The 25,989-nt window shown below is 65.0% G+C and carries 20 protein-coding genes; 6 read left to right on the top strand and 14 right to left on the bottom strand.

What is annotated here, in order from left to right; all coding sequences use genetic code 11:
• Positions 1-54 precede the first annotated feature (54 nt).
• Positions 55-894, top strand: a complete 840-nt coding sequence (locus HS961_RS04150; protein WP_182326513.1) for an alpha/beta fold hydrolase — start codon at positions 55-57, stop codon at positions 892-894.
• 19 nt (positions 895-913) lie between these two features.
• Complete coding sequence (locus tag HS961_RS04145; RefSeq protein WP_238347781.1) at positions 914-1,909, top strand: Bug family tripartite tricarboxylate transporter substrate binding protein; 996 nt, start codon at positions 914-916, stop codon at positions 1,907-1,909.
• 34 nt (positions 1,910-1,943) lie between these two features.
• On the opposite strand, the gene HS961_RS04140 is transcribed toward HS961_RS04145, so the two are convergent.
• The 8 genes from HS961_RS04140 to HS961_RS04105 all read right to left on the bottom strand — a co-directional run bounded on the left by HS961_RS04140 (position 1,944) and on the right by HS961_RS04105 (position 11,815).
• Complete coding sequence (locus HS961_RS04140) at positions 1,944-2,693, bottom strand: 5'-methylthioadenosine/adenosylhomocysteine nucleosidase (protein WP_182326512.1); 750 nt, start codon at positions 2,691-2,693, stop codon at positions 1,944-1,946.
• A gap of 85 nt (positions 2,694-2,778) precedes the next feature.
• A complete protein-coding gene (locus HS961_RS04135) occupies positions 2,779-4,467 on the bottom strand; it encodes an AMP-binding protein (protein ID WP_182326511.1) in 1,689 nt (562 codons plus the stop codon).
• Positions 4,468-4,654: 187 nt separating this feature from the next.
• Positions 4,655-5,527 carry a hypothetical protein gene (locus tag HS961_RS04130; protein WP_182326510.1) on the bottom strand — a complete coding sequence of 291 codons (873 nt, stop codon included), beginning with the start codon at positions 5,525-5,527 and terminating at the stop codon, positions 4,655-4,657.
• A gap of 153 nt (positions 5,528-5,680) precedes the next feature.
• Entirely contained in the window at positions 5,681-6,913 is a 1,233-nt protein-coding gene (locus tag HS961_RS04125) for a M48 family metallopeptidase (protein ID WP_182326509.1), read from the bottom strand.
• Between the two features lie 103 nt (positions 6,914-7,016).
• Positions 7,017-8,417 (bottom strand): glutathione-disulfide reductase, encoded by a 1,401-nt coding sequence (gene gorA / locus HS961_RS04120; RefSeq protein WP_182326508.1) that lies wholly within the window; start codon positions 8,415-8,417, stop codon positions 7,017-7,019.
• Positions 8,418-8,584: 167 nt separating this feature from the next.
• Complete coding sequence (fba, locus tag HS961_RS04115) at positions 8,585-9,649, bottom strand: class II fructose-bisphosphate aldolase (protein ID WP_182326507.1); 1,065 nt, start codon at positions 9,647-9,649, stop codon at positions 8,585-8,587.
• 112 nt (positions 9,650-9,761) lie between these two features.
• Positions 9,762-11,111 carry a histidine kinase dimerization/phospho-acceptor domain-containing protein gene (locus tag HS961_RS04110; protein ID WP_182328112.1) on the bottom strand — a complete coding sequence of 450 codons (1,350 nt, stop codon included), beginning with the start codon at positions 11,109-11,111 and terminating at the stop codon, positions 9,762-9,764.
• Positions 11,112-11,113: 2 nt separating this feature from the next.
• Positions 11,114-11,815 (bottom strand): response regulator transcription factor, encoded by a 702-nt coding sequence (locus HS961_RS04105; protein WP_182326506.1) that lies wholly within the window; start codon positions 11,813-11,815, stop codon positions 11,114-11,116.
• Between the two features lie 99 nt (positions 11,816-11,914).
• Between HS961_RS04105 and HS961_RS04100 the strand changes: the two genes are divergently transcribed.
• A complete protein-coding gene (locus tag HS961_RS04100) occupies positions 11,915-12,628 on the top strand; it encodes a phosphatase PAP2 family protein (protein ID WP_182326505.1) in 714 nt (237 codons plus the stop codon).
• A 177-nt stretch (positions 12,629-12,805) separates the two neighbouring features.
• Here HS961_RS04100 and HS961_RS04095 read toward each other — a convergent pair whose 3' ends face one another.
• From HS961_RS04095 to HS961_RS04070, 6 genes are all read right to left on the bottom strand, one after another.
• Positions 12,806-14,008, bottom strand: coding sequence for a DUF1513 domain-containing protein (locus tag HS961_RS04095; protein ID WP_182326504.1), 1,203 nt, complete (start codon positions 14,006-14,008; stop codon positions 12,806-12,808).
• Positions 14,009-14,017: 9 nt separating this feature from the next.
• A complete protein-coding gene (locus HS961_RS04090; protein WP_182326503.1) occupies positions 14,018-15,187 on the bottom strand; it encodes an imelysin family protein in 1,170 nt (389 codons plus the stop codon).
• The gene (locus HS961_RS04085; RefSeq protein WP_238347779.1) at positions 15,184-16,740 is read right to left on the bottom strand and encodes a di-heme oxidoredictase family protein; all 1,557 of its coding nucleotides are present in this window, start codon (positions 16,738-16,740) and stop codon (positions 15,184-15,186) included. Before HS961_RS04085 ends, HS961_RS04090 begins: the two co-directional genes overlap by 4 nt.
• A 20-nt stretch (positions 16,741-16,760) precedes the next feature.
• Positions 16,761-17,963, bottom strand: coding sequence for an imelysin family protein (locus tag HS961_RS04080; protein ID WP_182326502.1), 1,203 nt, complete (start codon positions 17,961-17,963; stop codon positions 16,761-16,763).
• 464 nt (positions 17,964-18,427) lie between these two features.
• Positions 18,428-19,873: a pyruvate kinase gene (pyk, locus tag HS961_RS04075; RefSeq protein WP_182326501.1), complete on the bottom strand. Its 1,446-nt coding sequence runs from the start codon at positions 19,871-19,873 to the stop codon at positions 18,428-18,430.
• A gap of 212 nt (positions 19,874-20,085) precedes the next feature.
• Complete coding sequence (locus tag HS961_RS04070) at positions 20,086-21,528, bottom strand: aminopeptidase P N-terminal domain-containing protein (RefSeq protein ID WP_182326500.1); 1,443 nt, start codon at positions 21,526-21,528, stop codon at positions 20,086-20,088.
• 104 nt (positions 21,529-21,632) lie between these two features.
• Between HS961_RS04070 and HS961_RS04065 the strand changes: the two genes are divergently transcribed.
• The 3 genes from HS961_RS04065 to mnmA all read left to right on the top strand — a co-directional run bounded on the left by HS961_RS04065 (position 21,633) and on the right by mnmA (position 25,989).
• The gene (locus tag HS961_RS04065; RefSeq protein WP_182326499.1) at positions 21,633-22,136 is read left to right on the top strand and encodes an NUDIX hydrolase; all 504 of its coding nucleotides are present in this window, start codon (positions 21,633-21,635) and stop codon (positions 22,134-22,136) included.
• Positions 22,137-22,295: 159 nt separating this feature from the next.
• On the top strand, positions 22,296-24,764 hold the full coding sequence (locus HS961_RS04060) for a penicillin acylase family protein (protein ID WP_182326498.1): 2,469 nt from the start codon (positions 22,296-22,298) through the stop codon (positions 24,762-24,764).
• Between the two features lie 97 nt (positions 24,765-24,861).
• On the top strand, positions 24,862-25,989 hold the full coding sequence (gene mnmA, locus HS961_RS04055) for a tRNA 2-thiouridine(34) synthase MnmA (RefSeq protein WP_182326497.1): 1,128 nt from the start codon (positions 24,862-24,864) through the stop codon (positions 25,987-25,989).

Here is a 25,989-nt window from a genome sequence, read left to right as displayed (position 1 = left end):
AAAGATAAATATTATTCCCTATGTCCATAGGCCTGGGCTGACTACGATGGCGCCATGTCTGTGACTTCCCTTTTCCCTGACGACGCCCCAGAGGCCTTGGCCCAGCGCCGCCCACCGGCCCCGCTGGATGCCATCGACTGGGCGGCGCTTGCCGGACCCCTGCTGGTGGCGCTGCCAGGCGCTGGCTGCAGCCCTGCAGTGCTGGGCGCGCTGTACGCCCCGGGCTGGACGGTACAGCCTGTGGACTGGGCCCAGCCTCCGCACAGCCCCTATTCCTGCGATCCGTCTGCGGTGGCGCAGCGCTTGGCCGATGGTTTGCGCGCGCGCGTTCAGGACCGAGAGGCCGGACCGGTGGTGCTGCTGGGTTACTCCGTGGGGGGCGCGCTGGCGCTGATGACCGCACTGCAGCCGCAGCTGCCGCTGGCAGGCGTGGTGACCGGCAACACCGGTGCCCACAGCCGCCACCATGGAGACCCCGGCTTTCCCCAACGGGTGCGCGAGGCATGGACCCATAGCGCCCAACAGGCGTTTCTGCAAGCCTGCTTCGCATCACCGCCACCCTCCGCGCTGTGGCAGCAGCTGTGCCACTACCTTGCCAGCCTGCCGCCTGCGGCCTTGCTGCAAAGCCTGGAAGGTCTGCGCGCCGTGGACCTGAGCGCGCAGTTGCCGTCACTGCAATGCCCCGTGCTGGTGCTGCACGGCGAGCGCGACCAGCGCCGCAGCGTGGCCGATGCCCAGGAGCTGGCAGCCTGCATCGGCCATGCCCAGCTTCAGTTGCTGCCCGGTGGCCATACCCCGATGGTGGATTGCCCGCCGCAGTACCTGCAGGCCCTGCATCCCTTTCTGCAGAGCCTGCGCAGCACCAGGTTCCCGCACCCCGCCAGCCTCACTTAAAAAACCCAGGAGACCCGCCATGCCTAGCCCCAACCCTTCCCGCCGCCGCCTGTTGCAAGGCATGGCCAGCCTGTCCTTGGCTGGCCTGCCGTTGGCCCGCGCCTACGCCAGCGGCAGCGACTGGCCCACGGCCAGGCCCATCAGCATCATCGTGCCCTCCGCCTCGGGCGGCGCCGCCGATTTCATCGCCCGCACCTTCGCCAACCATATACCGCGCACGCTGCCCGGTGCTACCGTGGTCGTGGACAACCGGTCCGGCGCGGCGGGCATTCTCGGCACCCTGGCCACCAAAAGCGCGGCCGCGGATGGCTACACCTTCATGCTGACCAGCAACTCCACGCATGCCGCCAATGTCTCGCTCTACCGCCACCTGCGCTACGACCCGCTCAAAGATTTTGTGCAGATCGGCATGTTTGGCCGCTTCAGCTCCGTGCTGCTGGTGCGCGCCAACGCCCCCTTCCGCTCCCTGCCCGAGTTGGTAGCGGCGGCGCGCAGCCAGCCTGGCAAGCTGAACTACGGCTACTACAGCTCATCCTCCCAAGTGCCTGCCGAGCTGCTGCGTGTGCTGGCCAAGCTCGACTTCCAAGGTGCTTCCTACAAGTCGGTCACCCAGATCCTGACCGACCTGATGGGCGGCCAGTTGGATTTTGTCTTTATCGATACCCTGTCTGCCGCACCGGCGCTGCAAAATGACCGGCTGCGCCCTATTGCCGTGTCCAGCCCCCAACCGCTGCCGACTTTGGCCCAGGTGCCTGCCGCCCAAACCGTGGTTCCGGGGCTCGAAGTGCAGGGCTGGTTTGGCCTGGCCGCGCCCGCAGGAACACCGGCCGTGGCAGTCGAGGGCATGGGCCGTGCGCTGCAGCAGGCCATGGCCGACAGCGCGGTTCAGCAGGCTTTTTCAGCACGCGGCTTTGAGAACCAGTGGCGCTCTGGGCCCGACCTGCAGCGCTTCATTCAGGACGACATCCGCCGCTGGGCCAAGTGGGTGGACATGGCCGGGATTGAGCGGCTGTAGCGCCCATTGGGCCTTCGCCGTTAGCGGACAGCGGCTAGCGCGCTGCCAACCACTGCTGCACGATGGCCACTGCATAGCGGCTGGCCACCGTCTGCACAAACACGGGAAAGTCCAGGTGCGCGCTGTCATCGGCCCGGTCGGAGATGCTGCGCATGGCCGCAAAGGGCAGGCCATGGTCGGCGCAGACCTGGGCGACGGCGGCGCCTTCCATCTCGACCGCCAGGGCATCCATACCGACTGCCTGTAAGCCACTGCGCAGGGCCTGCACCTCGGCGGCACTGCTGACAAAGCGGTCGCCGCTGACGACCAGGCCCTGGTGCATGCGCGGCGCGGGCAGGCCCAGCTCGGCCGTCCAGGCTGCTGCATCGCTAGCCAGGCATTGCTGCACGGCCACCGCCAGCTGCGCGCTCAGCGCGGCATCGCAGTCAAAGCGGGCGCGGCCATAGCCGGGCACCTCATAGCGCGGGAAGATCGGCGAGGCATCCATGTCGTGCTGTGCATAGCTGCTGGCCACCACCACATCGCCCACTTGTACGCCATCACCCAGGCCACCAGCTACACCGGTAAAAACAATGGCCTGGGCACCAAAGCGCTCGATCAAGGTGGCAGCCGTGCTGGCCGCCGCCACCTTGCCAATGCCCGACAGCGCCAGCACCACCGCATGGCCGTGTAGCTGGCCGCAGGTATAGCGGCGGCCAGCGTAGTCCGTGGCACTGGCATCGGACAGCAGCGCGGCAATGCCGGCCTGTTCCTCGGGGAGGGCGCTGAGAATGGCGAGGATCACGTCGTACTCTTAAAAAACAGCAAAGCGGAGATTGTCGCTGCAATCTCCGCTTTGTCGGGTGGGTCGGCGGTGAAGGACTGACTCTTTAGGCCTTGGTGGTTTCGTCGCGCAGCTCGCGCCGCAGGATCTTGCCGACCGGGGTCTTGGGCAGGTTGTCGCGGAACTCGATGTACTTGGGCCGCTTGTAGCCGGTCAGGTGCTCGGCGCAATGGGCGCGCAATTGTGCTTCGGTCACGTCGGCCGATTTGCGCACGACCACCAGCTTGATCGCCTCGCCGGTCTTCTCATCGGGCACACCGACCACCGCACATTCGGCCACGCCGGGGAAGGAGGCTGCCACGTCTTCGACCTCATTGGGGTAGACGTTGAAGCCGCTGACCAGCACCATGTCCTTCTTGCGGTCGACGATGCGGAACATGCCATCGGGCTCCATGATGCCGATGTCGCCCGAGCGGAAGAATCCATCCTCGGTCATGGATTTGGCGGTTTCGTCCGGGCGCTGCCAGTAGCCGGCCATCACCTGCGGGCCGCGTATGCAGACCTCACCGCGCTCACCCTGCGCCACCGGCTCGCCGGCATCGTCCAAGATCGCCATGTCGGTGCCCGGCATCGGGTAGCCGATGGAGCCCGAGGCCTTCTGGCCGGTGCCGACAAAGTTGCAGCTGGCCACCGGGCTGGTTTCGGACAGGCCATAGCCCTCGACGATAGGCTGGCCGGCGCGCTGCAGCCAGCGCTCGGCCACGGACGACTGCACCGCCGCGCCACCGCCAACGACCACGCGCAGGTTCTTCCAGTTCACCTTGTCGAAATCGGGGTGGCTCATCAGGCCATTGAACAAGGTGTTGACCGCTGGCAGGGTATGGAACTCGTACTTGCCCAGCTCGCCCAGCACCGCCTTCATGTCGCGCGGATTGGGGATCAGCAGCACCTGGTGGCCCAGCCGCATGGACAGCAGAAAACAGACCGTGAACGCGAAGATATGGTAGAGCGGCAGCGCGCAAACGCAGAGCGGTTGCTCGCCCTGCGAAATGGTCTTGAGCGCCGGCCCATACCAGGCTTGCACCTGCAACACATTGGCGCCCAGGTTGCGGTGCAGCAACACGGCGCCCTTGGCCACGCCGGTGGTGCCGCCGGTGTACTGCAGCGCGGCCACATCGTCGGGCCCCACTTCGACCGGCGCAAAGGCATGGCGCTCGCCTTCGCGGATCGCATCGGGGTAGCGGATGCTGCGCTCCAGGGTAAATGGTGCCACCAGCTTCTTGCTGTGGCGCACCACATAGTTGACGATGCTGCCCTTGATCAGGCCCAGGCAATCGCCCATGCTGCAGACAATGATCTTGTCAAGCTGGCGGTGGGCCGGGCAGTTCTGCACGGTGGCGCCGAAGTTCTCCAGCACGACCATCACCTTGGCGCCGCTGTCCTTGAGCTGGTGGTCCAACTCGGAGGCGGTGTAGAGCGGGTTGACATTGACCACCACCAGCCCGGCGCGCAACACGGCCGCAACCGCCGCCGCGTACTGCGGCACATTGGGCATCATCAGCGCCACGCGGTCGCCCTTGCTCAGCGACAAGGTTTGCAGGTAGGCGGCCAGTGCCACGCTGTAGTCATCGAGCTGGCGGTAGCTGAAGCGCGCCCCCATGAAGTGCAGCGCCGTGCGGTCGGCATACTGGATAAAGGCCTGGTTGAGCAGTTGCACCAAGGTGGGAATGCGCTCGGGGTCGATGTCCTCGGGAATCTCTGGTGGGTAAGCGGCCAGCCATGGGCGTTCGGTCATGCACAAGTCTCCTGTCGGTCATACAGCGCGTGCCGGCGCCCTGTGCGCCCGGCTTGCTGTTGAGCCATGTTGTTCGATCTCGCCCTATTGTGCAAATTCTCGGCGCATTCCAAGTCTGGATATACCCGTAAAAAGGCAAAAAAAAGCCATGGCCGAGGCCATGGCTGCTGCTGAGCGCAGGAAACGATCAGCGCTTGGCGGGTGCTGCCCCGGCAGGTGCTGTCCCTGCAGGTGCAACGACCGAAGCTGCTTTCTCCTGAGCGGCCTGCGGGTTGGGTGTTTCCTTGGCAAACAGCGTATCGGAGTCGTCCTGCTTGGTCTCGTAGTATGGCTGCTGGTCGATCTCATACGGGAAAGGCGGCACCGTCAGCACGCCGTTGAAGTAACCGGTGCTCTCACGCATGGAGCGGGCCAGGTCCTGGGCCCAGCGGTCCAGCGAGCGGCCGGCGGCCAGAAAATCCACACTGCTGCGGATAGGCGGGCGCACCAGGCGCTGGTCCACCAGCACCTGCGCTTCGACATAGCCACCATTGCTGGTGCTGAACTGGTAGGACACATAGGCCACCGGACGCGCAAAGTAGACACCGGCGCTTTCCAGGCGGGACGCCATGGATGCATCGTTTTGCGCCAGCCAGTCGCTGCTGTTGGCGGTGCGCTTGACGCGCAGGCAGTCCACGCGGCCAATGTTCAAGCCCTGGGTACGCTCGACCAGCACGCCCTTTTGCTTGGGGCAGTCCTGGGTCCAGACGGTGTTCCTGTTGTTCAGGTCATCGACATTGGAGCGCAGCGACATCACGCCGACCAGTTCTCCGACCTTGGTGCGCATCTGCCAGAGCCGGGCCTGCAGGGGCTTGTCCTTGGCCAGGTCCTCGGGCAGCACGTCGAGCACCTCGTTGTCCGTGCCCCAGTAGGCCCATTGCAGATCGGCGTTCTGGTCCAGCGACACCAAGGTACGGCCCACCGGCTCCACACGGGATGGCAGCGGCGCGCAGGCGCTCAGCACCGCGACGGCAGCGGCGCACCCCAGCCAGGACAGAGAACGGGCAGCAGAAAAAGACATAGACGGATCCTGAAAACAGTAGCGGCGGCCCACAGACAGCGCGTGGCCTGCGCCACACCGCCAAGCCCCGCATCATAGCAAGGCCGTTGCGGATTCTGTCGGAGGGCGTCGGACCGAATCAGGAGACTTTGGCTATGAATGTATCTAAATGCTTCACTTACTCTGGCAGCCGGCTGGCAGGTACTGTTGCGCGGCGCCATCAGCGCTGCAATGCCACTCCACCTTGCCGCCCTCGCCCTGCATGGGTTGCATCTCCAACTGGCCATGGATGGTCATCGCGGTCAGCGACATGTCTTCGCTGTCATACATCAGCGTTCCTTCCTGCTCCGGCGAGATACCGGCATCGGCCAGCGAATCCGGTACCTCTTCATAGGTCTGGTAGTAGCGCGACAACGCCTGGCGCACCGGCTCGGCCTGGGCCCATTCCTTCGCGAAAGCCTCCTTGCCCTTTGGGGCCTGCATGCCCTGCATCAGCATCTGGCTGAAGGCACCGCCGCCCGCACCGCCCTTGAGCGCCGGGATGGCGATGGCAGCTGCGATGCCGATGATCGCCACCACCATCAGCAGGCCCACGGCCCCACCACCGGCCCGGCCGCCATAGGGCACCAACAGCGCAAACAGATAGGAGAAGGGATTGCGGCCCGGCATCTTGAGGCCGGGGCTGATCATGCGCGCCACGCGCTTGGTCAGCCAGGGGTAGCCGCTCAGCAGCTCATGCAAATCGGGGAAGAAGCCGCGGTTGCTCATCGTCTGGCGCGCATACTGCACCAGGTTGATGGTCTTCCACTTCTGCGCGCCAGCGGCCAGCACCGACAGCGCGCGGCCAGCGGACTCCGAACCTTCGCAGCAGGCGCGGCCATGCAGGTCGCAGGTGTATTCCTGGGCCCGTGCATAGGCGGCGCCCAGCAGCGGCAGCCACAGCACCGGCATGCGCCAGAAGTGGCCGGTCAAATGGCCTTGCTTGATATGGCCCAGCTCATGGCCAAAGTAGAAGTTGACGCCATCGGGCAAGGAGCGCATCGCGTCCACCGTGTCGCTCAGCACGATGACAAAGTTGCGGCCCAGGAAGCGGGTCGCAAAGGCATTCATCATGCCGTCGCCTTGCAGCAGATAGGCTTCGGGCGGGTCCACCAGCTCCAGCTTTTTGCAGCACTGCAGGTACTGCAGGTACAGATCGGGGAACTGCTCGTCCGACAGGCGCACAGCCGTGCCACGCAGCCAGGCAATGAGTGCCGACTGCGCAAAGAGATAAAAAATGAAACCGATGAGCAGGTAGATCAGCACCGTGCCGAGGCTCAGCAACAAAATCAGCAACCATGCCAAAAGACCCAACACCAGGGTGATGGCGCCCAGGGTCCGCTCACGCGGATACACCCACTCCTTCATATGTATCTCCTCTGTAAAGAGCGCGTATCATGCCCGAGCCGCGCGCCCTTTATAGAGAGAATTTATAAGATGTTGCATAGCAGCAACTGGCGCGATCTGAAGCTTACTTGCGGCTTACTTCGCGCAAGGTCACCAGCTCTTCGGCCATCGTCGGGTGGATGCCAATCGTCTGGTCAAACACCGCCTTGGTGGCGCCTGCCTTGATGGCCACCGCAAAGCCCTGGGTGATCTCGGCCGCATCAGCGCCGACGACATGCAGGCCGACCACCTTGTCGCTGGCGTCATCGACGACCAGCTTGACCAGGCAGCGCTCGCTGCGGCCCGACAGGGTGTGGCGCAGCGGCTTGAAATCGCTGCGGTAGATGCGCACCGCCCCATGGCGCTCGCGGGCCTGGGCCTCGGTCAGGCCTACGGTACCGATCTGCGGATGGGTGAACACCGCCGTCGGGATGTTGTCATAGTCCATCACCCGTGCAGTCTTGCCTGGGGTCGGTCCCCAGATATGGTCCACCCAGGCCATGGCCTCGGCCAGCGCCACCGGGGTCAGCTCCATGCGCCCCACCACATCGCCCAAGGCATGCACGCTGGGCTGCGACGTCGCCAGTTGCGCATCGACGACGATGGCGCCGCTCTTGTCCAGCGAAATGCCCAGCGCCTCCAGGCCCAGGCCGACCACATTGGCTTTGCGGCCGGTGGCATACAGCACCTGGTCGGCTTTCAGCTCCGTTCCATCGGCCAAGGTCAATGTGCGCTCGCCGCTGGCGGCATCGCAGGTGATCGCTTTTACCTCCGCCTTCAGGCGCAGGTCCACGCCGCTCTTGCGTATTTCTTCGGCGACAAAACTGCGCACCTCGTCGTCAAAACCGCGCAGGATCTGGTCGCCCCGGTGCAGCAGGCTCACCTGCACGCCCAGGCCGTGGAAGATGCTGGCCATCTCGCAGCCGATATAGCCACCGCCCACGACCACCAGGCGGCGCGGCAGCTGGGCCATGTCAAACATCTCGTCGGAGACGATCACATGCTCGCTGCCTGGCAGTTCGGGGTGTACTGGCGTCCCGCCGGTGGCGATCAGGATATGGGATGCGGTCAAGGTGCGCACATCGGCGCCATCAGCAGACACCACCACGGTGTGGGCATCCGTCAGCCGGCCCTTGCCTGCAATGCGCTCCACATTGGCATTGCGCATCAGGCCTTCGTAGATGCCATTGAGCCGGGAGATCTCCTGCGCACGCGCCGCCTTTAGCGCCTGCCAGTCCAGCGTAATCGTCTCGGGCATTTGCCAGCCATAGCCGCGTGCCTCTTCAAAGGCCTCGGCATAGCCTGCGGCATAGCTGTAGAGCTTTTTAGGGATGCAACCCACATTGACGCAGGTGCCCCCCATGGCCTTGGATTCCACCACCGCCACCTTGGCGCCCCGCGCTGCCGCCATGCGAGCCGCCCGCACGCCCCCCGATCCGCCACCAATCACCACCAGATCCAGATCCCAGGAATGGCTTGTTTGCATGCTGTGCGCTCCTATGTTTGCTATGGATGGCATTGTGCAAAAACACGGGCCGCAGTGCGCGTGTGCGGGTATCGCCAGATGGCGTAGGCCCAAAGCAAAAGCCTGCAATGCGCAAGCTTTGCAGGCTTTGGAGGCCAGCGACTAAGGCACTGGCGAGGCAGGTAGATTTACTTGACCAGCTGGGCCAGATCGCCAGCGCTGTACTTCTTGGCCATCTGCTCCAGGCTGTAGCCTTTGATCTTGCCGCCCTGGCCTTCGCAGCCGAACTCGACGTAACGGGCCTTGCAGATGATCTTGGCAGCTTCACGCGCAGGCTTGAGCCATTCGCGGGCGTCAAACTTGTCGGGGTTCTCGGCCAGGAACTTGCGCACCGCGCCGGTCATCGCCAAGCGGATATCGGTGTCGATATTGATCTTGCGCACGCCGAACTTGATGGCTTCCTGGATTTCCTCGACCGGCACGCCGTAGGTTTCCTTCATCTTGCCGCCGTACTGGTTGATGATGGCCAGCAGATCCTGGGGTACCGACGAGGAGCCATGCATCACCAGGTGGGTGTTGGGGATGCGTGCATGGATTTCCTTGACGCGGGAGATCGCCAGGATGTCGCCCGTGGGCTTGCGGCTGAACTTGTAGGCGCCGTGGCTGGTGCCGATGGCGATGGCCAGTGCATCCAGCTGGGTGGCCTTGACGAACACCGCGGCTTCTTCCGGGTCGGTCAGCATCTGGCTGTGGTCCAGCTTGCCCACGGCACCGATGCCGTCTTCTTCGCCGGCTTCACCGGTTTCCAGGTTGCCCAGGCAGCCCAGCTCGCCTTCGACCGTGGCACCGATCTGGTGGGCCATGGCCACCACCTTCTGGGTCACATCGACGTTGTAGTCGAAGGACGACGGGGTCTTGCCGTCGCTCATCAGCGAGCCGTCCATCATCACCGAGCCAAAGCCCAGGTTCAGCGCGCCCTGGCAGATCTCGGGGGTGGTGCCGTGGTCCTGGTGCATCACCAGCGGGATGTGGGGGTACATCTCGGCTGCGGCCTGGATCAGGTGCTTGATGAAGGGCTCACCCGCATACTTGCGGGCGCCGGCGCTGGCTTGCAGAATCACGGGCGCGCCCACTTCGTCCGCCGCCGACATCACCGCCTGGACTTGTTCCAGGTTGTTGACGTTAAAGGCAGGGATGCCGTAGCCATTTTCGGCGGCATGGTCGAGCATTTCGCGCATCGAGATCAAAGGCATGGTGGTCGGGTCCGTTCTAATGCAAAGAAAGAGTGCTGCAGCAGCCGCCGCAACACCCTGGATTCATATTGGCGGCATGGTAACCGCTTGGTAACTGCCTATTTTAGCAAGCTCAGGCCATCTGGGCGAGAGGCATACCGAGGCGGTAGCAAGTGGTATAGGGCGCCAAAGCGGCGGGGCAGTCAAAACGGCCACCGTGCAAGGCCATGATGCGGTCCACGATCTGGTGGCCCAGCTGCAGGCTGTCCACCGGCTCGGGCGCGGCTTGCTCCTTCAGGCGGCCGCCATCGTCGCAGACCTGCAGCCAGCACCGGCCGCCCTCGCTGCCGCCCTGCATCTCTATCTGCGTGCCCTCGGGGGTGTGGCGCAGTGCGTTTTCGACCAGGTTGCGCAGGGCCACCTCCAGCAGCACGGCATGGCCGCTCACCCACAGTTGCTCGGGCATCTCCACCGCCACACTGCCGCCGCGCTGCCAGGCGGCTTGCGCATACTCGGCGCCCACTGTGCGCGCCAGCTGCGCCAGGTCCACCGGCGCGGCCTGCTGGGTCAAGCCCACCCGGCTGCTGCGGGCCAAGGCCAGAATCTGGTTGAGCACATGGCCGGCGCGCAGCGCATCGGCATGCAGGCGCTGCACCGCCAGCGCCTGCTGGGCGGGGTCCAGCCCGCCTTGCAGGGATTGTGCATGCAGGCTGATGGAAGTCAGCGGCGTGCGCAGCTCATGCGCGATCTGGTTGGCCAGCTTGCGTTCGCGCTCCATCGCCTCGTCATTGCGGTCCAGCAAACTGTTGAACGCCAAGGTGACCGCCCGGAACTCCTGCCAGTTGTGGCCGGTGGAAAGGCGCTGGCCCTGCTCGGGTTCGAGCTGCTCCACATCGCGCGACAGCTGGGTCAAGGGCTTGAGGCCGGCGCGTATCGTGAAACCCAGCACCAGGGTGACGACCGGCAGCAACCACAGCCCCGGCAGAATCATCTGCCCTGCGATGTCATCGGCCAGGTCATCGCGCTCTTGCAGGTTGACCAGCACGGCCACCTTGCGCGTGTGCTCGGTGTTCCACTGGGTGAAGGTGCGCCAGACCTCGTGCTTGGGGCCCAACTGCGCATCAAAAAAACCACTGCGCCCATCGGCAAAATGCAGGCGCGGCGCAGTGCCGACATTGAGCACCAGATCGCCCTCGGCGCTCCAGACCTGCAGGCTCATCGACTGCTGGTAGTCATGCGCATGCAGACCCGGCAGCGCCACCCGCTCGGTCGGCAGGCCCGCCGGGATTTGCGCGCTGTAAGGAATATTGAGCACCAGCGCGGCGACGCCGGCCAGGTGACCATCGGTCAGCTCATCGGCTTCTTCAATACCGGTTTGGTAGGCCCAGTAGACAAAGCTGGCCCAGACGATGACCAGCGCCGCCAGAATCCAGACCAGCAGCCGGGTGCGCAGCTGGGGCAGGCGCGGGGGCTTGGCCGCCAGGTTCACGGTGCCTGGTCCTGGGGCATGAAGTAGCCCACGCCGCGCATGGTCAAGATGTAGTCGGCACCGAGTTTTTTGCGCAGGTGGTGGATGTGCACCTCCACCGCATTGCTCTCGACCGAGGCATCAAAGCTGTAGAGCTTTTCTTCGAGCTGCTGGCGCGACAGCACCCTGCCCTGGGCCTGCAACAGGATCAGCAAGATGGTGTAGGCCCGGGGCGAAAGTTCAACGGCCTCGTCGCGCAGCCGCAGCTGGTGCTGGGCCGGGTCCAGCACCAGATCGCGGTAGTGGATCAGCGGATTGGCGCGGCCTGCGGCGCGGCGCACCAGGGCGCGCAAGCGGGCCTGCAGTTCTTCGGCATCAAAGGGTTTTGAGAGGTAGTCATCGGCGCCCAGGTCCAGGCCTTCAATGCGGTCATGCACGCCATCGCGGGCGGTGAGGATGATGACGGGGGTGGCGGGATCTGGCAGGGTCTTGCGCAGGCCCGTGGGCGCGGGGGCATTGCGCAGCTGCTGCAATAGGCGCGAGCCATCGCCATCGGGCAGGCCCAGGTCGAGCAGCACGACATCAAAGCCCTCGGCGGTGAGCGCGCGCCAGGCCTCGGCCAAGGTAGAGCACCAGTCCACCGCATGGCCGCGCTGCTGCAGATTGGCCTTCAGGCCCTCTGCAATGCCGGCATCGTCTTCCACCATGAGTATGCGCATGGCTGGCATTGTGCATGACTTGTGCCTGCGCGCCTATGCCCCGCGCCATGCGCCTGGGACATTAAGAAGCCCTTAAGGCTACAGCCCCAGCATCGCCAGATGCCCTCTTGCCCCCCCGCCTCGTTCACCGACACCCGAGCCCCTTGGTACAACCCCCGCTGGCTGCTGGCCACCGTGCTCAGTTCTTTGCTGATTGCGCTCTGGGATGCCGGGGGCCGTGACCTGGCACTGGCCCACCTCTGGGGTACGGCGCAGGGCTTTGCGCTGCGCGATGACCATTTTCTGGTCACCTATATGCACCAGGGTATGCGCAACCTGGGTTGGGTGGTAGTGCTGGCGCTGAGTCTGGGCGTCTGGCTGCCGTTTGGCCTGCTGCGCCAGTTGCCCACCGCCCGCCGGGTGCAGTTGCTGGTCAGCATTCTGGCCTCTCTCGCGGTGGTGGCCATCCTCAAGCGCAGCAGCGCTACCAGCTGCCCCTGGGACCTATCGATCTTTGGCGGCGTGGCCGAGTATGTGTCGCACTGGCGCTGGGGCCTGCACGACGGCGGCGCCGGCCACTGCTTTCCGGCCGGCCATGCGGCAGCGGGCTTTTCCTTTGTCGGCGGCTATTTTGCGCTGGCCCGCGACACACCCCGTGCCGCCCGCTGGTGGCTGGCCGCCGCCATCGCCCTAGGCCTGCTGCTGGGCCTGGGCCAGCAAATGCGCGGCGCCCATTACATGAGCCACACCTTGTGGACGGGCTGGCTGTGCTGGACGGCGGGCCTGGCTATTGACATGGGCATGGCACGCCGCCGCAGGCAGGCGGCGGACTAACAGCCAGAACGCTTAAGGATGCTCTGCAAAACCCTCGCCAAGCGGGATGGACGCGGATCGGGATGAGCCGCAAGGCGTCTTTTGCAGTCAATAGCCGTAGCTATTGACAAGGAAGACAACGCAGCGGATCGCCCGAGTCCGCGTTCAGACCACGGCAGGGAGTTTTGCAGAGGGTCCTTAACCGACCAGGCGCCAGTGGTTGTCGAACATCAGCCCGGTCACCGTATCCAGCGCGGTCACTGCTTGGTCACTGCTGCGGCTGGTTCGCTCGGCTACGGCATGGCCGCCGCCGGCCCATAGTCGTGCGCCATCGCGGGCCACCGGGCAAACATCGCCCTGGGGGCTGCTGCCCAGGTAGCGCGCCTGGGCATCAAACCAGGCCATGCAATCCGACTTGGGGCAGCTGACCACAAAACCGCCCTGCGCGAGGGGCGCGCATTCCACGCTGCCGCCATAACCGGCCAGCGGCGGCTGGTCTTGCGCCAGTTGCAGGCGCTGGCCATCCCATACCGCAAAGATGGGCGCGCTGTGGCGCCGTTCGTCATCATGCTCGGCCTGCAGTGCAATACCCAGGCGCTGGCGCGTGGCATCCCAGGCCAGGTGGCGGATCGACAGGCGCGGGTCGGGCAGCTTCCACTGGCCCAGCAGACGGCCGTCGGCGGGGTGCAGCGCGACGAGAGACGGGTCCATGGCATCCAGCCATTTCTTGCTGCGGCCCGTCTCGCTTTGCGTGGGGATGCCACCGTTGGCCACCACCAAGGTGCCCGCCGGCAGCGGGCCCAACGCAGCAGGCAGCACCAGCAGCTCATGCGGGTCCATGCCATGGCTGCGCCATTCGGCCCGCTTCTCCAGGCTGACGGCATCGCGCAGGCCAATGCAGCCCTGGCTGTCTTCCAGATCGGTTTCGGTGGTGAAGAGGATGCCGCTGCGGCCTGCGCCCGCTTGGGCTTGCGCGGTTGTAGGCGCCGCCAGCGACACATGGCCGTTAAAGCAGCGGTCCTCCTGCATCCAGGCCCATTGCAGCGCGTCTGTCTGGGGCTGCCAGCGCAGCAGCCAATCGCCCGGGCGACGGGCGGCAAACACCAATTGGCCATCCGGCAGGGTTTGCACGCCATGGCCGCGTGTGGGCAGCGGGGTGCGCGCTGCAATGCGCCAGGCATGGCCGCCGCTGGCCTGGGGCAGCACCTCCAGCACACCGGCCCAGTCTTGCGCCATCGCGCTGGGGCCATCGCGCCATACGGCTGCCAGCCGGGTCACGCCAGCCATGCTGCCCGCATCTTTGGCAAAGGACAGCTCGGCCAAGCCCAGCGCCCCCATCGCCGAGGCGCCCAGCCCACGCAGCAGCGCGCGCCGGGGGATGGGTGTGGATAACACAGTCACAGTTTGTCCTCAGTCGCCATCGCTGTCGCTAAAGCCCAGCGGAATATCGAGCGCTGGCGCAATCTCGGCCTGGTACAGCGCGGTGATGCCCTTAAGCTTGGTGGCGAGCGCCAGAATCTCGGTATTGGCCTGCGCGCCTTCTTTGGCTGGCGCCTTGCCGGGGGCCGGCATGGCGGCATCCACCACGCCAATGGCCTCGCGCCAGCGCTGTGCCAGGGCGATATGGCCCTTGCTGAGCAGCAAAGCCTCGATCGAGATCAGGTCCTTGCCGGGCACGGGCGGCTGCTGGCGCTGGGCGGGGGTCAGCAAAGCCTGGGCATGCAATGCCTGCCACTGGGTTTGCCACTCGCGCCAGTTGTGTGCCATGGCAATGCGTGCAAAGGCGGGCGCCTTGTTGCTGCCCTCCACCACCTTGACCGGCTTTTCCATCTGCGCCCAGCGCAGGCGCTCCAGGCCACCCAGCCACTGGTTGATCCACTCCTCAATGGCTGCGCCGGTTTCCTTGGCACCGGGGCTGGCGACATCCTCGGGCTCGGTCTCCGAGCCTTCGACGCTCCAGGTCTTGCTGCGCAAGGGATCCAGCGCGGTCTGCAAGCTTTGCGCTTCGGCGCTGATCGCCTTGGCCACCTGCAGCGCAAACGCGCATTCAGGGGTTGCCGGTTGCAAGCCCTGGCTCAGCAGCCAGTCCAGCGCACCAAAGCCCTTGGCGGGCGTGCCCACCAGCTCCATATCGGCGGCGGTCTGCGGGCCTTTTTTGACGGCGCGGGTAATCAGTGCCGTGCGGATTGGCGTGAAATCAATCTGCCGCAGCGAGCGGCGCTCCACCAAGGGCCCCACGCTGGGCGTGGACAGCTGCAGCCAAGCGGTATGGCTGCGCTGCCACTGTCCGCGCAGCTCCGTCGCCGCAGTTTTGGCAGCAGCGGCAGGCCCGGCGCAGAAGCCGGCCAGTACCTGGTCTTGCGCAGCAGCGGCCTGCACAAACGCCGCCGCACGGGCGGGCAGATGCTGGCCATACAGGCTTTGCAGCGCCTGGGCGGCCGTGTAGTACGGCATGGGGGTGTCCGCCGCCTGCGCCAACGGGGCAGCGCTGCCGATGGCGGCCAGGGCCACCAGGGCGCAAGCCCTGCCCCAGGATTGCGCGGCCTTGGCGGGCCAAGGTTTCAAACCGACTTGCGTCATAGCGACTCCACAAATTTGACCAAGGCCTCGCGCTCGGCGGCATCCATATTCAGCACCTGCTGCTTGGCCTGCTCGGCCTCGCCGCCATGCCACAGAATCGCTTCGAGCACGCCCCGCGCACGGCCATCGTGCAGCAGGCGCTGGTGGCCGTTTACATCCTGGATCAGGCCAATGCCCCACAGCGGCGGGGTGCGCCACTGCTGGCCGCTGGCCAGAAAGTCCGGCCGCCCATCGGCCAACGCCGGGCCCATGTCATGCAGCAGCAGATCGGTGTAGGGCCAGATCTTTTGGCCAGCAATATTGCTGGCGGTCAGCGGTGGGAAGGGGCCCGGGCCGGTCACATAGCTGGGCTTGTGGCAAACAGCGCACTGCGCCTGCGCAAACAGCCGCTGGCCCAGCTTGACGGCCGAGTCATTGATGTTGCGGCGGGCAGCCGGCGCCAAGGTCGCCTGGTAGAAGATCACATCGTTGAGCGTCTTGTCATCGATCTCGGGCGCATCGGCGCGGGCCTGTGCCGCCGTGCGGCCGGCGGTGGATTTGTCCAGACCGCCGCCATGCGGGGCGGCCAGGCAGTCCTTTTGCGCCGGGCTGCAGTTCTCGTTCGGGAAAATGCGCGAGGTGATGCCCATATCGCCGGAGAAGGCGTTGGCCGTCTGGTGCGCCACGCTGGGCGAGTTGGCCTTCCAGCCAAAGCGGCCAATGGCCTCGCGCTGGCCGTAGGCATCCCAGACGCGGTTGACCTGGCCCTTGATGGGGCCGGCCAGCGCCGCCTGCTCCTGCACATTGGCGAAGATGTCGGCGTCGGCAATCGCCTCGATCAGGCCCACGCCCACCACCTGGGGCGCAATGCGCGGGCCCAGCATCACATCCTTGGCCATCGGGCCGTAGCCCAGGTCGGTCAATTCGTAGCGGGGCTGGATCAGCTCGTAGGCCGTGCCATCGGCAAAGCGGCCCTTGATGGGCGTGCCGTGGATGCGCACGATGCCCTCGGGCTTGACGCCCTGCACCGCCGCATTGTTGAACTGGTCGCCATAGGTCGGCTCGGGCACCACGCCCACATGCGGGTCGGCCTTGCCCGGCACGGACAGGCGGATCAGCAGCGCTACCGTCGGCTCGGGGTCCGGCCCCAAGGTGCGCTTGAATTCTGGCGGCTCACCGCGCCCATCCATGATGTGGCAGCCCGCGCAGCTGCGGGCAATAAAGTGCGGGCCCAGGCCATCGCGCAGCCGGGTCGAGGCCGGTGCCTCTACCCAGTTGCGTTTGAAAAAAGAGTTGCCGATGACAAAGCGCGTGCGCTCTGCATCGGCCAGGGAGGCAAAAGGAAACGAGAACGCGTTCTTGCCGGTGGCAAACACCGTGGTGTCGCCGCCGGTCATCTCGCTGGGGTCTTGCGCAGGCGCCGCTGTAGCGGCCTCAGCGGGCGCCGTCTGCGCCACGCTGGCCTGCGGGCGCAGGGCCACCGCCAAGGCTGCGGCCGCGCACAAACCCGCTGCTGCCCATGCCAGCCGCTGGGTGCGGCCACCGGGCATCTTGTCATTCATCTTCAAAGACATAGTGCAGCAAGGGTCCGGGGTCAGGGCTGAACGAGGGTCAGCTTGGTGATGCCGATGGCATTGGCCGCCTGCACCAGCAGCTTGGACTGCTCGGTGGCGCTGTCTACCGCTGCCTGGATGCGCTTGCGGCCAGGAGCATCGGCGCCGCCAATGATTTCGCGGTCAAACGGTGCCTGGATGCCTTCGGTCGCCTTCACGGTGCTGGCGATCTGCGCGCTGGTCTTGCCCGACAGCTCGGCGTTCTTGGCGCCCACCAGGTCGGCCAGCGAGGCCACCTTCAGGCTCGAACCATCGCGGCGCTTGTACTGGCCCAGCCAGACGTTCTGGATGCCCATGGCATTGGCCACCATGTCGCGGTGGGTGTTGTCCGAGAAGCAGGAATGCTCGTCTTCCTGGTCCTGCGAGTTCAGCGGCACTTCCATGCGCTCGCCAGCCAGTTCGCCGCGCGACAGCGAGCCCAGGCCCACGATGATCTTGCGCACCGATTCCACACCGCCCTTGTCGAACTGGGCGCGGAAGTTCTTCTGGCCCGGTGCCCAGGCCTTGGTGACGCTGGCCAGGTCGTCGATCAGCAGCTCGGTCACCACCTTCAGGTAGAGGCGGCGGCGGTCGGCGTTGGCGCGCTTGCCGTCCACATAGTCTTCAAACGAGCGGTCGCCCGGGCCGGTTTCGGACAGGTCCTGGCCCCAGAGCAGAAACTCGATCGCATGCCAGCCGGTGGCGATGTTTTCCTCGCCGCCGCGCTCGTTTTGCTTGGCCAGGTTGGCCTTGGTGATCTTGAACTTGGGGTCGTTGATGAAGCCGGCATTGGCCTTGCCCTCGACATAGTCCACATAGGACTCGTCCATCGGCCAGGCGTTGATCTGGCCTTCGGGGCCGTTTTCGTCGTCGATCGGGCCGCCGTAGAAGCGGAAGGCTTCCGTCTGGCCATAGAACTCACGCGCGTCGAGCCAGCTTTTGCGAGCCGCCTCCAGCGTCTCTTTGGAGGGCGCAGCCAGCAGAGCGGCGATGGCCTTTTGCATGTCGCGTGCCGAGCCCAGGCTGTCGCTGTAGTTGGCATAGACCAATTCGCTGTAACCCACCGCTACCGCGCGTGCGTCCAGCTTGCTGGCCTTGGCGGCCGCAGTCTGTGCAAATGCCGGTGTTGCGACACCGGTCACTGCGCCCAAACCCAGGCCCAAGGCCAAGCCCAACACCGAACGGCGTACTAGTCGTTGCGACATAGATTCCCTCTTCCAAAAAAACATGCAGGCACAGCGGCGCTGTGCTGCTCAACAACAAGGGTTTGGCTGGGCTGCTTTGTGCGTGCGTGTTGTGATTTCTTATCGCAGCAGCCTGGCTAGGTGATCGAAGGCCCAGGCGGGTGAACCCCCGGTTTACCCCTGTCTCCGGGGGCAAAGCAGCCTGGCTTCGAATGGATTCAGCGCAGTCCCTTGATCCGCACGGACGTGCGGGCAGGCTCGCTGAAGCGCCATAGTATGGCCGCAGTCACAAATCCGCACAAAATTGGACGGAACTACAGAGGCCAGTTGCGCTGCTGTTGCGCCGCAAAAAAGACCCAAATAACAAGCGCAAAAAAGACCCAAATAACAAGCGCGAAAAGGAGCGAAAAAATGGGTGCGTAAAAAACAGGCGTAAAAAAGGAGCGCTTGCCAGCGCCCCTGTGCCGATCCAGGCCCGCGCAGATTTAAATCACGCGGCTGATCTTCATCATATTGGTGCCGCCGGGCGAGCCCATCGGCTCACCACAGGTGATCGCATAGATATCGCCGCTTTGCACAATATCGCGGGCCTTCAGGTGCACCTCGGCCTGGGCCAGCGCGGTGTCGCGGTCGGCGCTGGTGTCCATCAGCAGGGGGCGCACATTGCGGTACAGCGCCATCTTGCGCTGGGTGGCCACCTTGGGGGTCAGTGCGTAGATGGGGATCTGGGTGCGGTGGCGGCTCATCCACAGCGCAGTCGAGCCGCTGTCCGTCATCGCAACCAGGGCCTTGGCGCCCAGGTGGGTGGCGGTGAACAAGGCACCCAACGCAATGCTCTGATCGATACGCTGAAAGGTCTTGCCGACAAAGTCGGTGTCATTGTCCCAATCGGCCGAGGCCTCGGCCTGGGCGCAGATGTCCACCATCTCCAGCACGGTCTCCAGCGGGAACTTGCCAGCAGCGGTCTCGGCGCTCAGCATCACGGCATCGGTGCCATCCAGCACGGCATTGGCCACGTCGCTCACCTCGGCGCGGGTGGGCACGGGGTTGGTGATCATGCTCTCCATCATCTGCGTGGCGGTGATGACGACCTTGTCCATCTCACGCGCCATGCGGATCATCTTCTTTTGCAAGGCCGGCACGGCCGCATGGCCCACTTCGACGGCCAGGTCGCCACGCGCGACCATGATGCCGTCGGACACACGCAGGATGTCTTCCAGGTGCGGAATCGCCTCGGCGCGCTCGATCTTGGCGATCAGGCCCGGGCGGTGGCGGTACTCGGCCGCGGCCACCATGCACAGCTGGCGCGCCATTTCCATGTCGGTGGCGGTCTTGGGAAAGCTGACGGCCACATAGTCGGCCTGGAAGCTCATCGCGGTCTTGATGTCTTCCATGTCCTTGGCGGTCAGCGCCGGGGCGGTCAGGCCGCCGCCCTTTTTGTTGATGCCCTTGTTGTTGGACAGCTCACCGCCCAGCTTGACGGTGGTGTGTACCGCGTCGCCGCGCACGGCATCGACGGTGAGCACGATCAAGCCGTCGTTGAGCAGCAGCACATCGCCGGGCTTCACATCGCGCGGCAGTTCCTTGTAGTCCAGGCCCACGCCCAGCAAGTCTCCGGGCTCTTGGCGGGAGGCATCGAGCACAAACTTGGCGCCCGGCTCCAGCATGACCTTGCCTTCGGCAAACTTGCCAACCCGGATCTTGGGACCTTGCAGATCGGCCATGATCGCCACCTCGCGGCCAGCACGCTGCGCCGCCTCGCGCACCATGCGGGCACGGTCCACATGGTCCTGCGGCTTGCCGTGGCTGAAGTTCAGCCGCACCACATTGACCCCCGCGCGGATCATCTCTTCGAGCAAAGCCGGCTCGCTGGAGGCTGGCCCCAGGGTGGCAACAATCTTGGTGGCGCGGCGGATTTTGGGCGAAATCATGGACAGGTCCCTGTGTCTTTGTCTCAAAAAATAGGGACGGCCCTGTCACCAGATACCGACCCGATGTAATCGAGTTCCATTCTGACATGAGAACCAGGGCCAGCGAGTTACAGCGCAGCTTCATTCGATGTGCGTTTGCACAATTGCGCGGCCCATAAAAAACACCTGCAAGGCGCCAGGCCATGCAGGTGTTGGATGGCGAAGGAGGCGGATCAGCCCAGATCGGCAGGCCGGGGCGCACCATCGCGCATCAGCGCCTCGATCTCATCGGCCTTCACCGGCACACCACGGGTGAGCAGCTCGCAGCCATCGTCGGTGATCAGCGCATCGTCTTCGATGCGGATGCCGATGTGGTGGAAGGCCTCGGGCACACCGTCGGCCGGGCGCACATAAATGCCCGGCTCGATGGTGGTCAGCATGCCGGGGCGCAGGATGCGGCTGGGGCGGTTGAGGATCAGCTCGCCCGAGAGCGGATCGCGCCGCTCGCTGGTCTGGCCCAGTTCGCTGGGCTCGATATAGCTGCCGCAGTCATGCACATCCATGCCCATCCAGTGGCCGGTGCGGTGCATGTAGAACTGGAAGTAGCTGCGGTTGTCGATGACATCCTGCACGCCGCCCACCTTGTTTTTGTCGAGCAAGCCCAGGTCGAGCATGCCCTGGGCCAGCACGGCGACCGTGGCGTCATGGATGTCGTTGAAGCGCTTGCCAGGCCGGGTCAGTGCAATGGCTGCATCCTGGCTGGCGAGCACCAGGTCGTACAGATCGCGCTGCGGGCCCGTGAACTTGCCGTTGGCCGGGAAGGTGCGGGTGATGTCGCTGGCATAGCCATCCAACTCGCAACCTGCATCGATCAGCACCAGCTCGCCACTGCGGATCGGTGCGGCATCGGCCCGGTAGTGCAGCACGCAGGCATTGGCGCCAGCGGCGACGATAGAGCCGTACGCCGGGCATTGCGAACCGTATTCGCGGAAGGCCTGCAGCAGCTCGGCATCCAGGTGGTATTCGCGTACATCCTGGCCGGCGCGCAGCATGCGGGCCGATCGCTGCATCGCCAGGATATGGGCGCGGGCACTGATGTCACCGGCCCGGCGCAGGATCGGCACCTCATGCGCATCCTTGAACAAGCGCATCTCGTCGAGCACAGTACACAGGTCACGCTGCTGCTCGGGCACCAGGGCGCCATAGCGGGTGCGGGCGCGCACGCCGTTGAGCCATTGGGCCACCGTGCCCTCCAACCCCGGATGGATCGCAAACGGGTACCAGACGACGCTGCGGTTCTCCAGCATCTTGGGCATGCGGGCGGCCTGCTCGGCCACCGAATAGGCCTCGCTCACCCCCAAGGCCGGCACCGCTGCCTCAGGGCCCAGGCGGTAGCCGTCCCAGATCTCGCGCGCCAAATCCTTGGGTGCGCAAAACAAGGTGGTCTTGCCATCGGCGGTAATCACCAGGCTGGCATTGGGCTCGGTAAAACCGGTCAGGTAGTAAAAATAGCTGTCGTGGCGGTACAGAAAGTCACTGTCACGGTTGCGCGGGTGCTCGGGCGCCGTGGGGATGATGGCGATCCCGCCCTCGCCCAACTGGCGTGCGACCTGGGCGCGGCGCTCGGCATAGACGGACTGTGCGGGAATGGCGGGGGTGGGGGCGGTTGCATGCATGCCACTATCGTACTGCAGAGCTTTGCCTGTAGTGGTGATTGCAACAGCATGACAAGCCCTTGAAGCTCTTTTTATGATTTAAGAGAGTTGGCACATAATGCCGCATGCCCCACCGCTGGAAACCCAACGTCACCGTGGCCGCCGTCATTGAGCGCGATGGCCGATTTTTGCTGGTAGAGGAAGACACCTCGGACGGCATCCGCCTGAACAATCCGGCCGGCCACCTCGACCCTGGCGAATCGCCCATCCAGGCCTGTGTGCGCGAGGTGCTGGAAGAGACGGCCTTCGACTTCAAGCCCTCGGCCCTGCTGGGCATCTACATGAACCGCTTTGTGCGGACCAGAAGCGGCGCCGACACCACCTATATGCGCTTTGCCTTTACCGGCACCGTGGGTGCGTTTTATGAGAACCAGCCGCTCGATGAAGGCATACGCCGCACCGTCTGGATGACGGCCGAGGAAATGCGCGCCGAGGCCCACCAGATGCGCAGCCCCCTGGTGCTGCAGTCACTGGACGACTACCTGGCCGGCCAGCGCTTTGCGCTGAACCTGATCTACACCGATGTCTCGGTGCTGGTAAAGCCAGAAGGCATGAAGCCGCTGGAATAGACCACAAGCCCATGGCCCACCCCATGGGCTTCTTTTTTGGGCGCTGCGTAGCCTCTGCTGCGTATGCGCCATCCAGCCGCCACAACCCTTGGCGCCAACGCGATTGCGCAGCGCTGGCAGGCATGGCATGGTCTCCTCACCATAACGAGGAGACACACCATGCACCACCGCGCCCCCTTCCGTTTTGCCAGCCGCCTGGCCTTGCCGCTGGCCGCGGCACTCATCGCAGCAGGCTGCAGCTCGCTGGGCACGCCGCCCAGCAGCCAGAGCAGCGCCAAGATTGCCGGGTTGCAGAAACCCGCCGAGGTGCTGATCGACCAGTGGGGCGTGCCGCATATCTACGCCGGCACCACCTATGACGCCTTTGTGGTGCAGGGCTATATGGCCGCACGCGACCGGCTCTGGCAGATGGACCTGTGGCGCAAGCGCGGCCTGGGCCAAATGGCCCAGAACTTTGGCCCGGCCTGGGTGGAGAGCGACAAGGCGGCGCGCGCCGTGCTGTTCAGGGGCGATATGTACCGCGAATGGCTGGCCTATGGCTCGGACTCCAAGCGCGTGGCCGAGGCTTTTGTCGCCGGGGTGAATGCCTTTGTCGCCCAGACCCAGGCCGACCCCCGCCTGCTGCCCGAAGAGTTCAAACTGCTGGGCTACCAGCCCAGCCCGTGGGCAGCAGAAGACACGGTGCGCATCCGCCACCATGGCCTGACCCTGAACTTTACGGGCGAGGTGGACCGCGCCCAGGCCTTTTGCGATGGCAAGCAAAACGGCGCCCGCGTGGACTGGCTGCGCCGCGAGCTGGTGCCCGATGTGAAGCCGCAGATCCCCGAGGGGCTGGATGTCTGCGGCCTGCCCGGCAAGGAGCTGAAACGTGCCTATGCGCTGGCCACCGCCAGCCCGCGCTTCACTAAGGAGAACGTCAAGGTGTCCGTGCAGGACATGGCCCCCGAGCAGCTGCTGGCGCTGTCCGAATCCACCTTGAACCAGCCCGATGCCAACACCTTGGCCAGCTACGGCAGCAACAACTGGACGATTGCGCCGGGCATGACCACCACCGGCCGGCCGATTCTGGCCAATGACCCGCACCGCGCCCATGGCGCGCCCAGCCTGCGCTATATCTCGCACATCTCCGCCCCCGGCATGGATGTGATCGGCGCAGGCGAGCCGTTTTTGCCCGGCATCTCCATCGGCCACAACGGCCGCATCGCCTTTGGCCTAACGCGCTTCTACATGGACCAGGAAGACCTGTATGTGTACGAAACCAACCCGCAAAACAGCAAGGAGTACAAGTACCAGGGCCGCTGGGAGCCGATGACCCGGGTGACCGAAAGTATTGCCGTCAAGGGGGCCGCCCAACCCGTCATCGTTGAGAACTGGTACACCCGCCACGGGCCGGTGCTGGCGGCCGAAGGCAACAAGGCCTATGCGCTGCGCGCTGCCTGGCTGGACCTGGGCATGGCGCCCTATTTCGGATCAATGGACTACATGCGTGCGCAGGACTTTGACCAGTTCCGCGCGGCGATGAACCGCTGGGGCGCACCGGGCGAGAACCAGGTCTATGCCGACAGCAGCGGCAATATCGGCTGGATTCCCGGCGGGCTCACCCCCATCCGCCTCAACTGGGACGGGCTGACGCCCGTACCCGGCGATGGCCGCTATGAATGGACGGGCTACCGCCATGGCGACGAGTTGCCCTGGGAGTTCAACCCCCAACGCGGCTATGTGGTGACCGCCAACGAGAACAATGTGCCGCCGGGCCACCCGCTCTACCAAAAAGGCATTGGCTACGAATGGTCCGACTCGGCCCGCGCGCAGCGCCTGCATGGCCTGTTTGAGAAAGCCGCCAAGGATGGCAAAAAACTCAGCGTGGCCGATTCCGAGGCCTGGCAAACCGACATCGTCGCCGTGCCCGCCCAGCGCCTGCTGAAGCTGCTGGCACCCCTGCAGAGCAACGATGCACAGACCGCCCGGGGCCTGGCACTGCTGCAAGCCTGGGACGGCACCATGGCCAAGGACAGCGCGGCCGCAGCGCTCTATGAAGTGTGGAGCAATGCCACCCTGAAGAAAGCGCTGACCGACCAGGTGCTGGCCGCCAACGAGCGCCGGTTTGCGAAGGAAACCAGCGCCACCCGCATGATCGCGGTGCTGGAGCAGCCCCAAGGCTGGATGAGCGATACCGAGCGCGACCAGGTGCTGCTCTCCTCCATCGCCCCGGCGATGCAATGGCTGCAGACCAAGCTGGGGGCCGATGCCAAGAGCTGGACCTGGGGCAGCCTGCACCAGGCGATCTTTGTGCACCCGCTCGCCGGCGTGGTGGACGCAGCCACCCAGCAAAAGCTCAATGTCGGCGTGGGCGGCATCGGCGGCTCCTGGGCCACGCCGATGGCCACCAGCTACAACGTCGACACCTACCAGCTGACCTCGGGTGCGTCCTTCCGCATGGTGGTGGATGTCGGCAACTGGGATGCCTCGCGCGTGGTCAACACGCCCGGCCAATCGGGCAACCCGGCCAGCCCGCATTACCGCGACCTGGCCAATACCTGGGCAGCGGGCCAGTACTTTCCACTGGCCTACTCGCGCAGCGCGGTGGAGAAGGCCACCCGCGAGCGCATCGCGCTGACGCCGCAATAAGATCCTGCTCAAAGACCGGCAGCAGGAGGCTATGCCGGCAGTTCGCCGCATAGCCCTAGCGCAGCAGGCAGCCTCGGCCAGGCGGATAATTACGCCCATGGTTAAACAGCGCATCGTAGTGGGGCTGAGTGGCGGCGTGGATTCGGCCGTCACCGCGTATTTGCTCAAAAAGCAGGGGCACGAGGTCGTCGGCATCTTCATGAAGAACTGGGAAGATGACGACGACAGCGAGTACTGCTCGTCCAACATCGACTTTGTCGATGCCGCAGCCGTGGCCGACGTGGTGGGCATCGAGATCGAACACGTCAACTTTGCTGCCGACTACAAGGACCGGGTGTTTGCAGAGTTTCTGCGCGAATACCAGGCCGGCCGCACGCCCAACCCCGATGTGCTGTGCAATGCCGAGATCAAGTTCAAGGCCTTTTTGGACCATGCCATGCGCCTGGGTGCCGAAAAGATTGCTACCGGCCACTATGCCCGCGTGCGCCAGAACCCCGACACCCAGCTGTTCGAGCTACTCAAGGGCCTGGACCCGGCCAAGGACCAGAGCTATTTTCTGCACCGCCTGAACCAGGCGCAGCTGTCCAAGGCGCTGTTCCCGGTCGGTGAGCTGAAGAAGACTGAGGTGCGCCGCATTGCCGAGGAAATCGGCCTGCCCAATGCCAAGAAAAAGGACTCGACCGGCATCTGCTTTATCGGCGAGCGGCCCTTCCGCGACTTTCTCAACCGCTACATCAGCAAGGAACCGGGCCTGATGCTGGACGACCGCAACCGCAAGCTGGGCAAGCATGTGGGCCTGTCCTTCTACACCCTGGGCCAGCGCTCGGGCCTGGGCATTGGTGGCGTCAAGGAAAAAGGCGCCGCCCGTGGCGCGGGCGAGCATGCGCCGTGGTTTGTGGCCCGCAAGGAGCTGGACAAGAACATCCTGCGCGTGGTGCAAGGCCATGACCACCCCTGGCTGCTGTCGCAGGCGCTGGATGCCGACAACACCAGCTGGGTCGCTGGCCACCCGCCCGCTGCCGGCACCTATGGCTCCAAAACCCGCTACCGCCAGCCCGATTCGCCCGCCATCATCGGCGCCGATGCGACGCCCGCGCATTTCCATCTCGACTTTCCCGAGGCGCAATGGGCGGTGACGCCAGGCCAATCGGCCGTGCTGTATGACGGCGATGTCTGCCTGGGCGGCGGCATCATCGCCAGCGTGGCGCCTTCAACGGCCGCTTAA

This window comes from Comamonas piscis (genome assembly GCF_014109725.1).
GTDB classification, from domain to species: Bacteria; Pseudomonadota; Gammaproteobacteria; order Burkholderiales; family Burkholderiaceae_C; genus Comamonas; species Comamonas piscis.
Note: the sequence above shows the minus strand (reverse complement) of the source record. Positions and strands in the feature narration are given on the sequence as shown.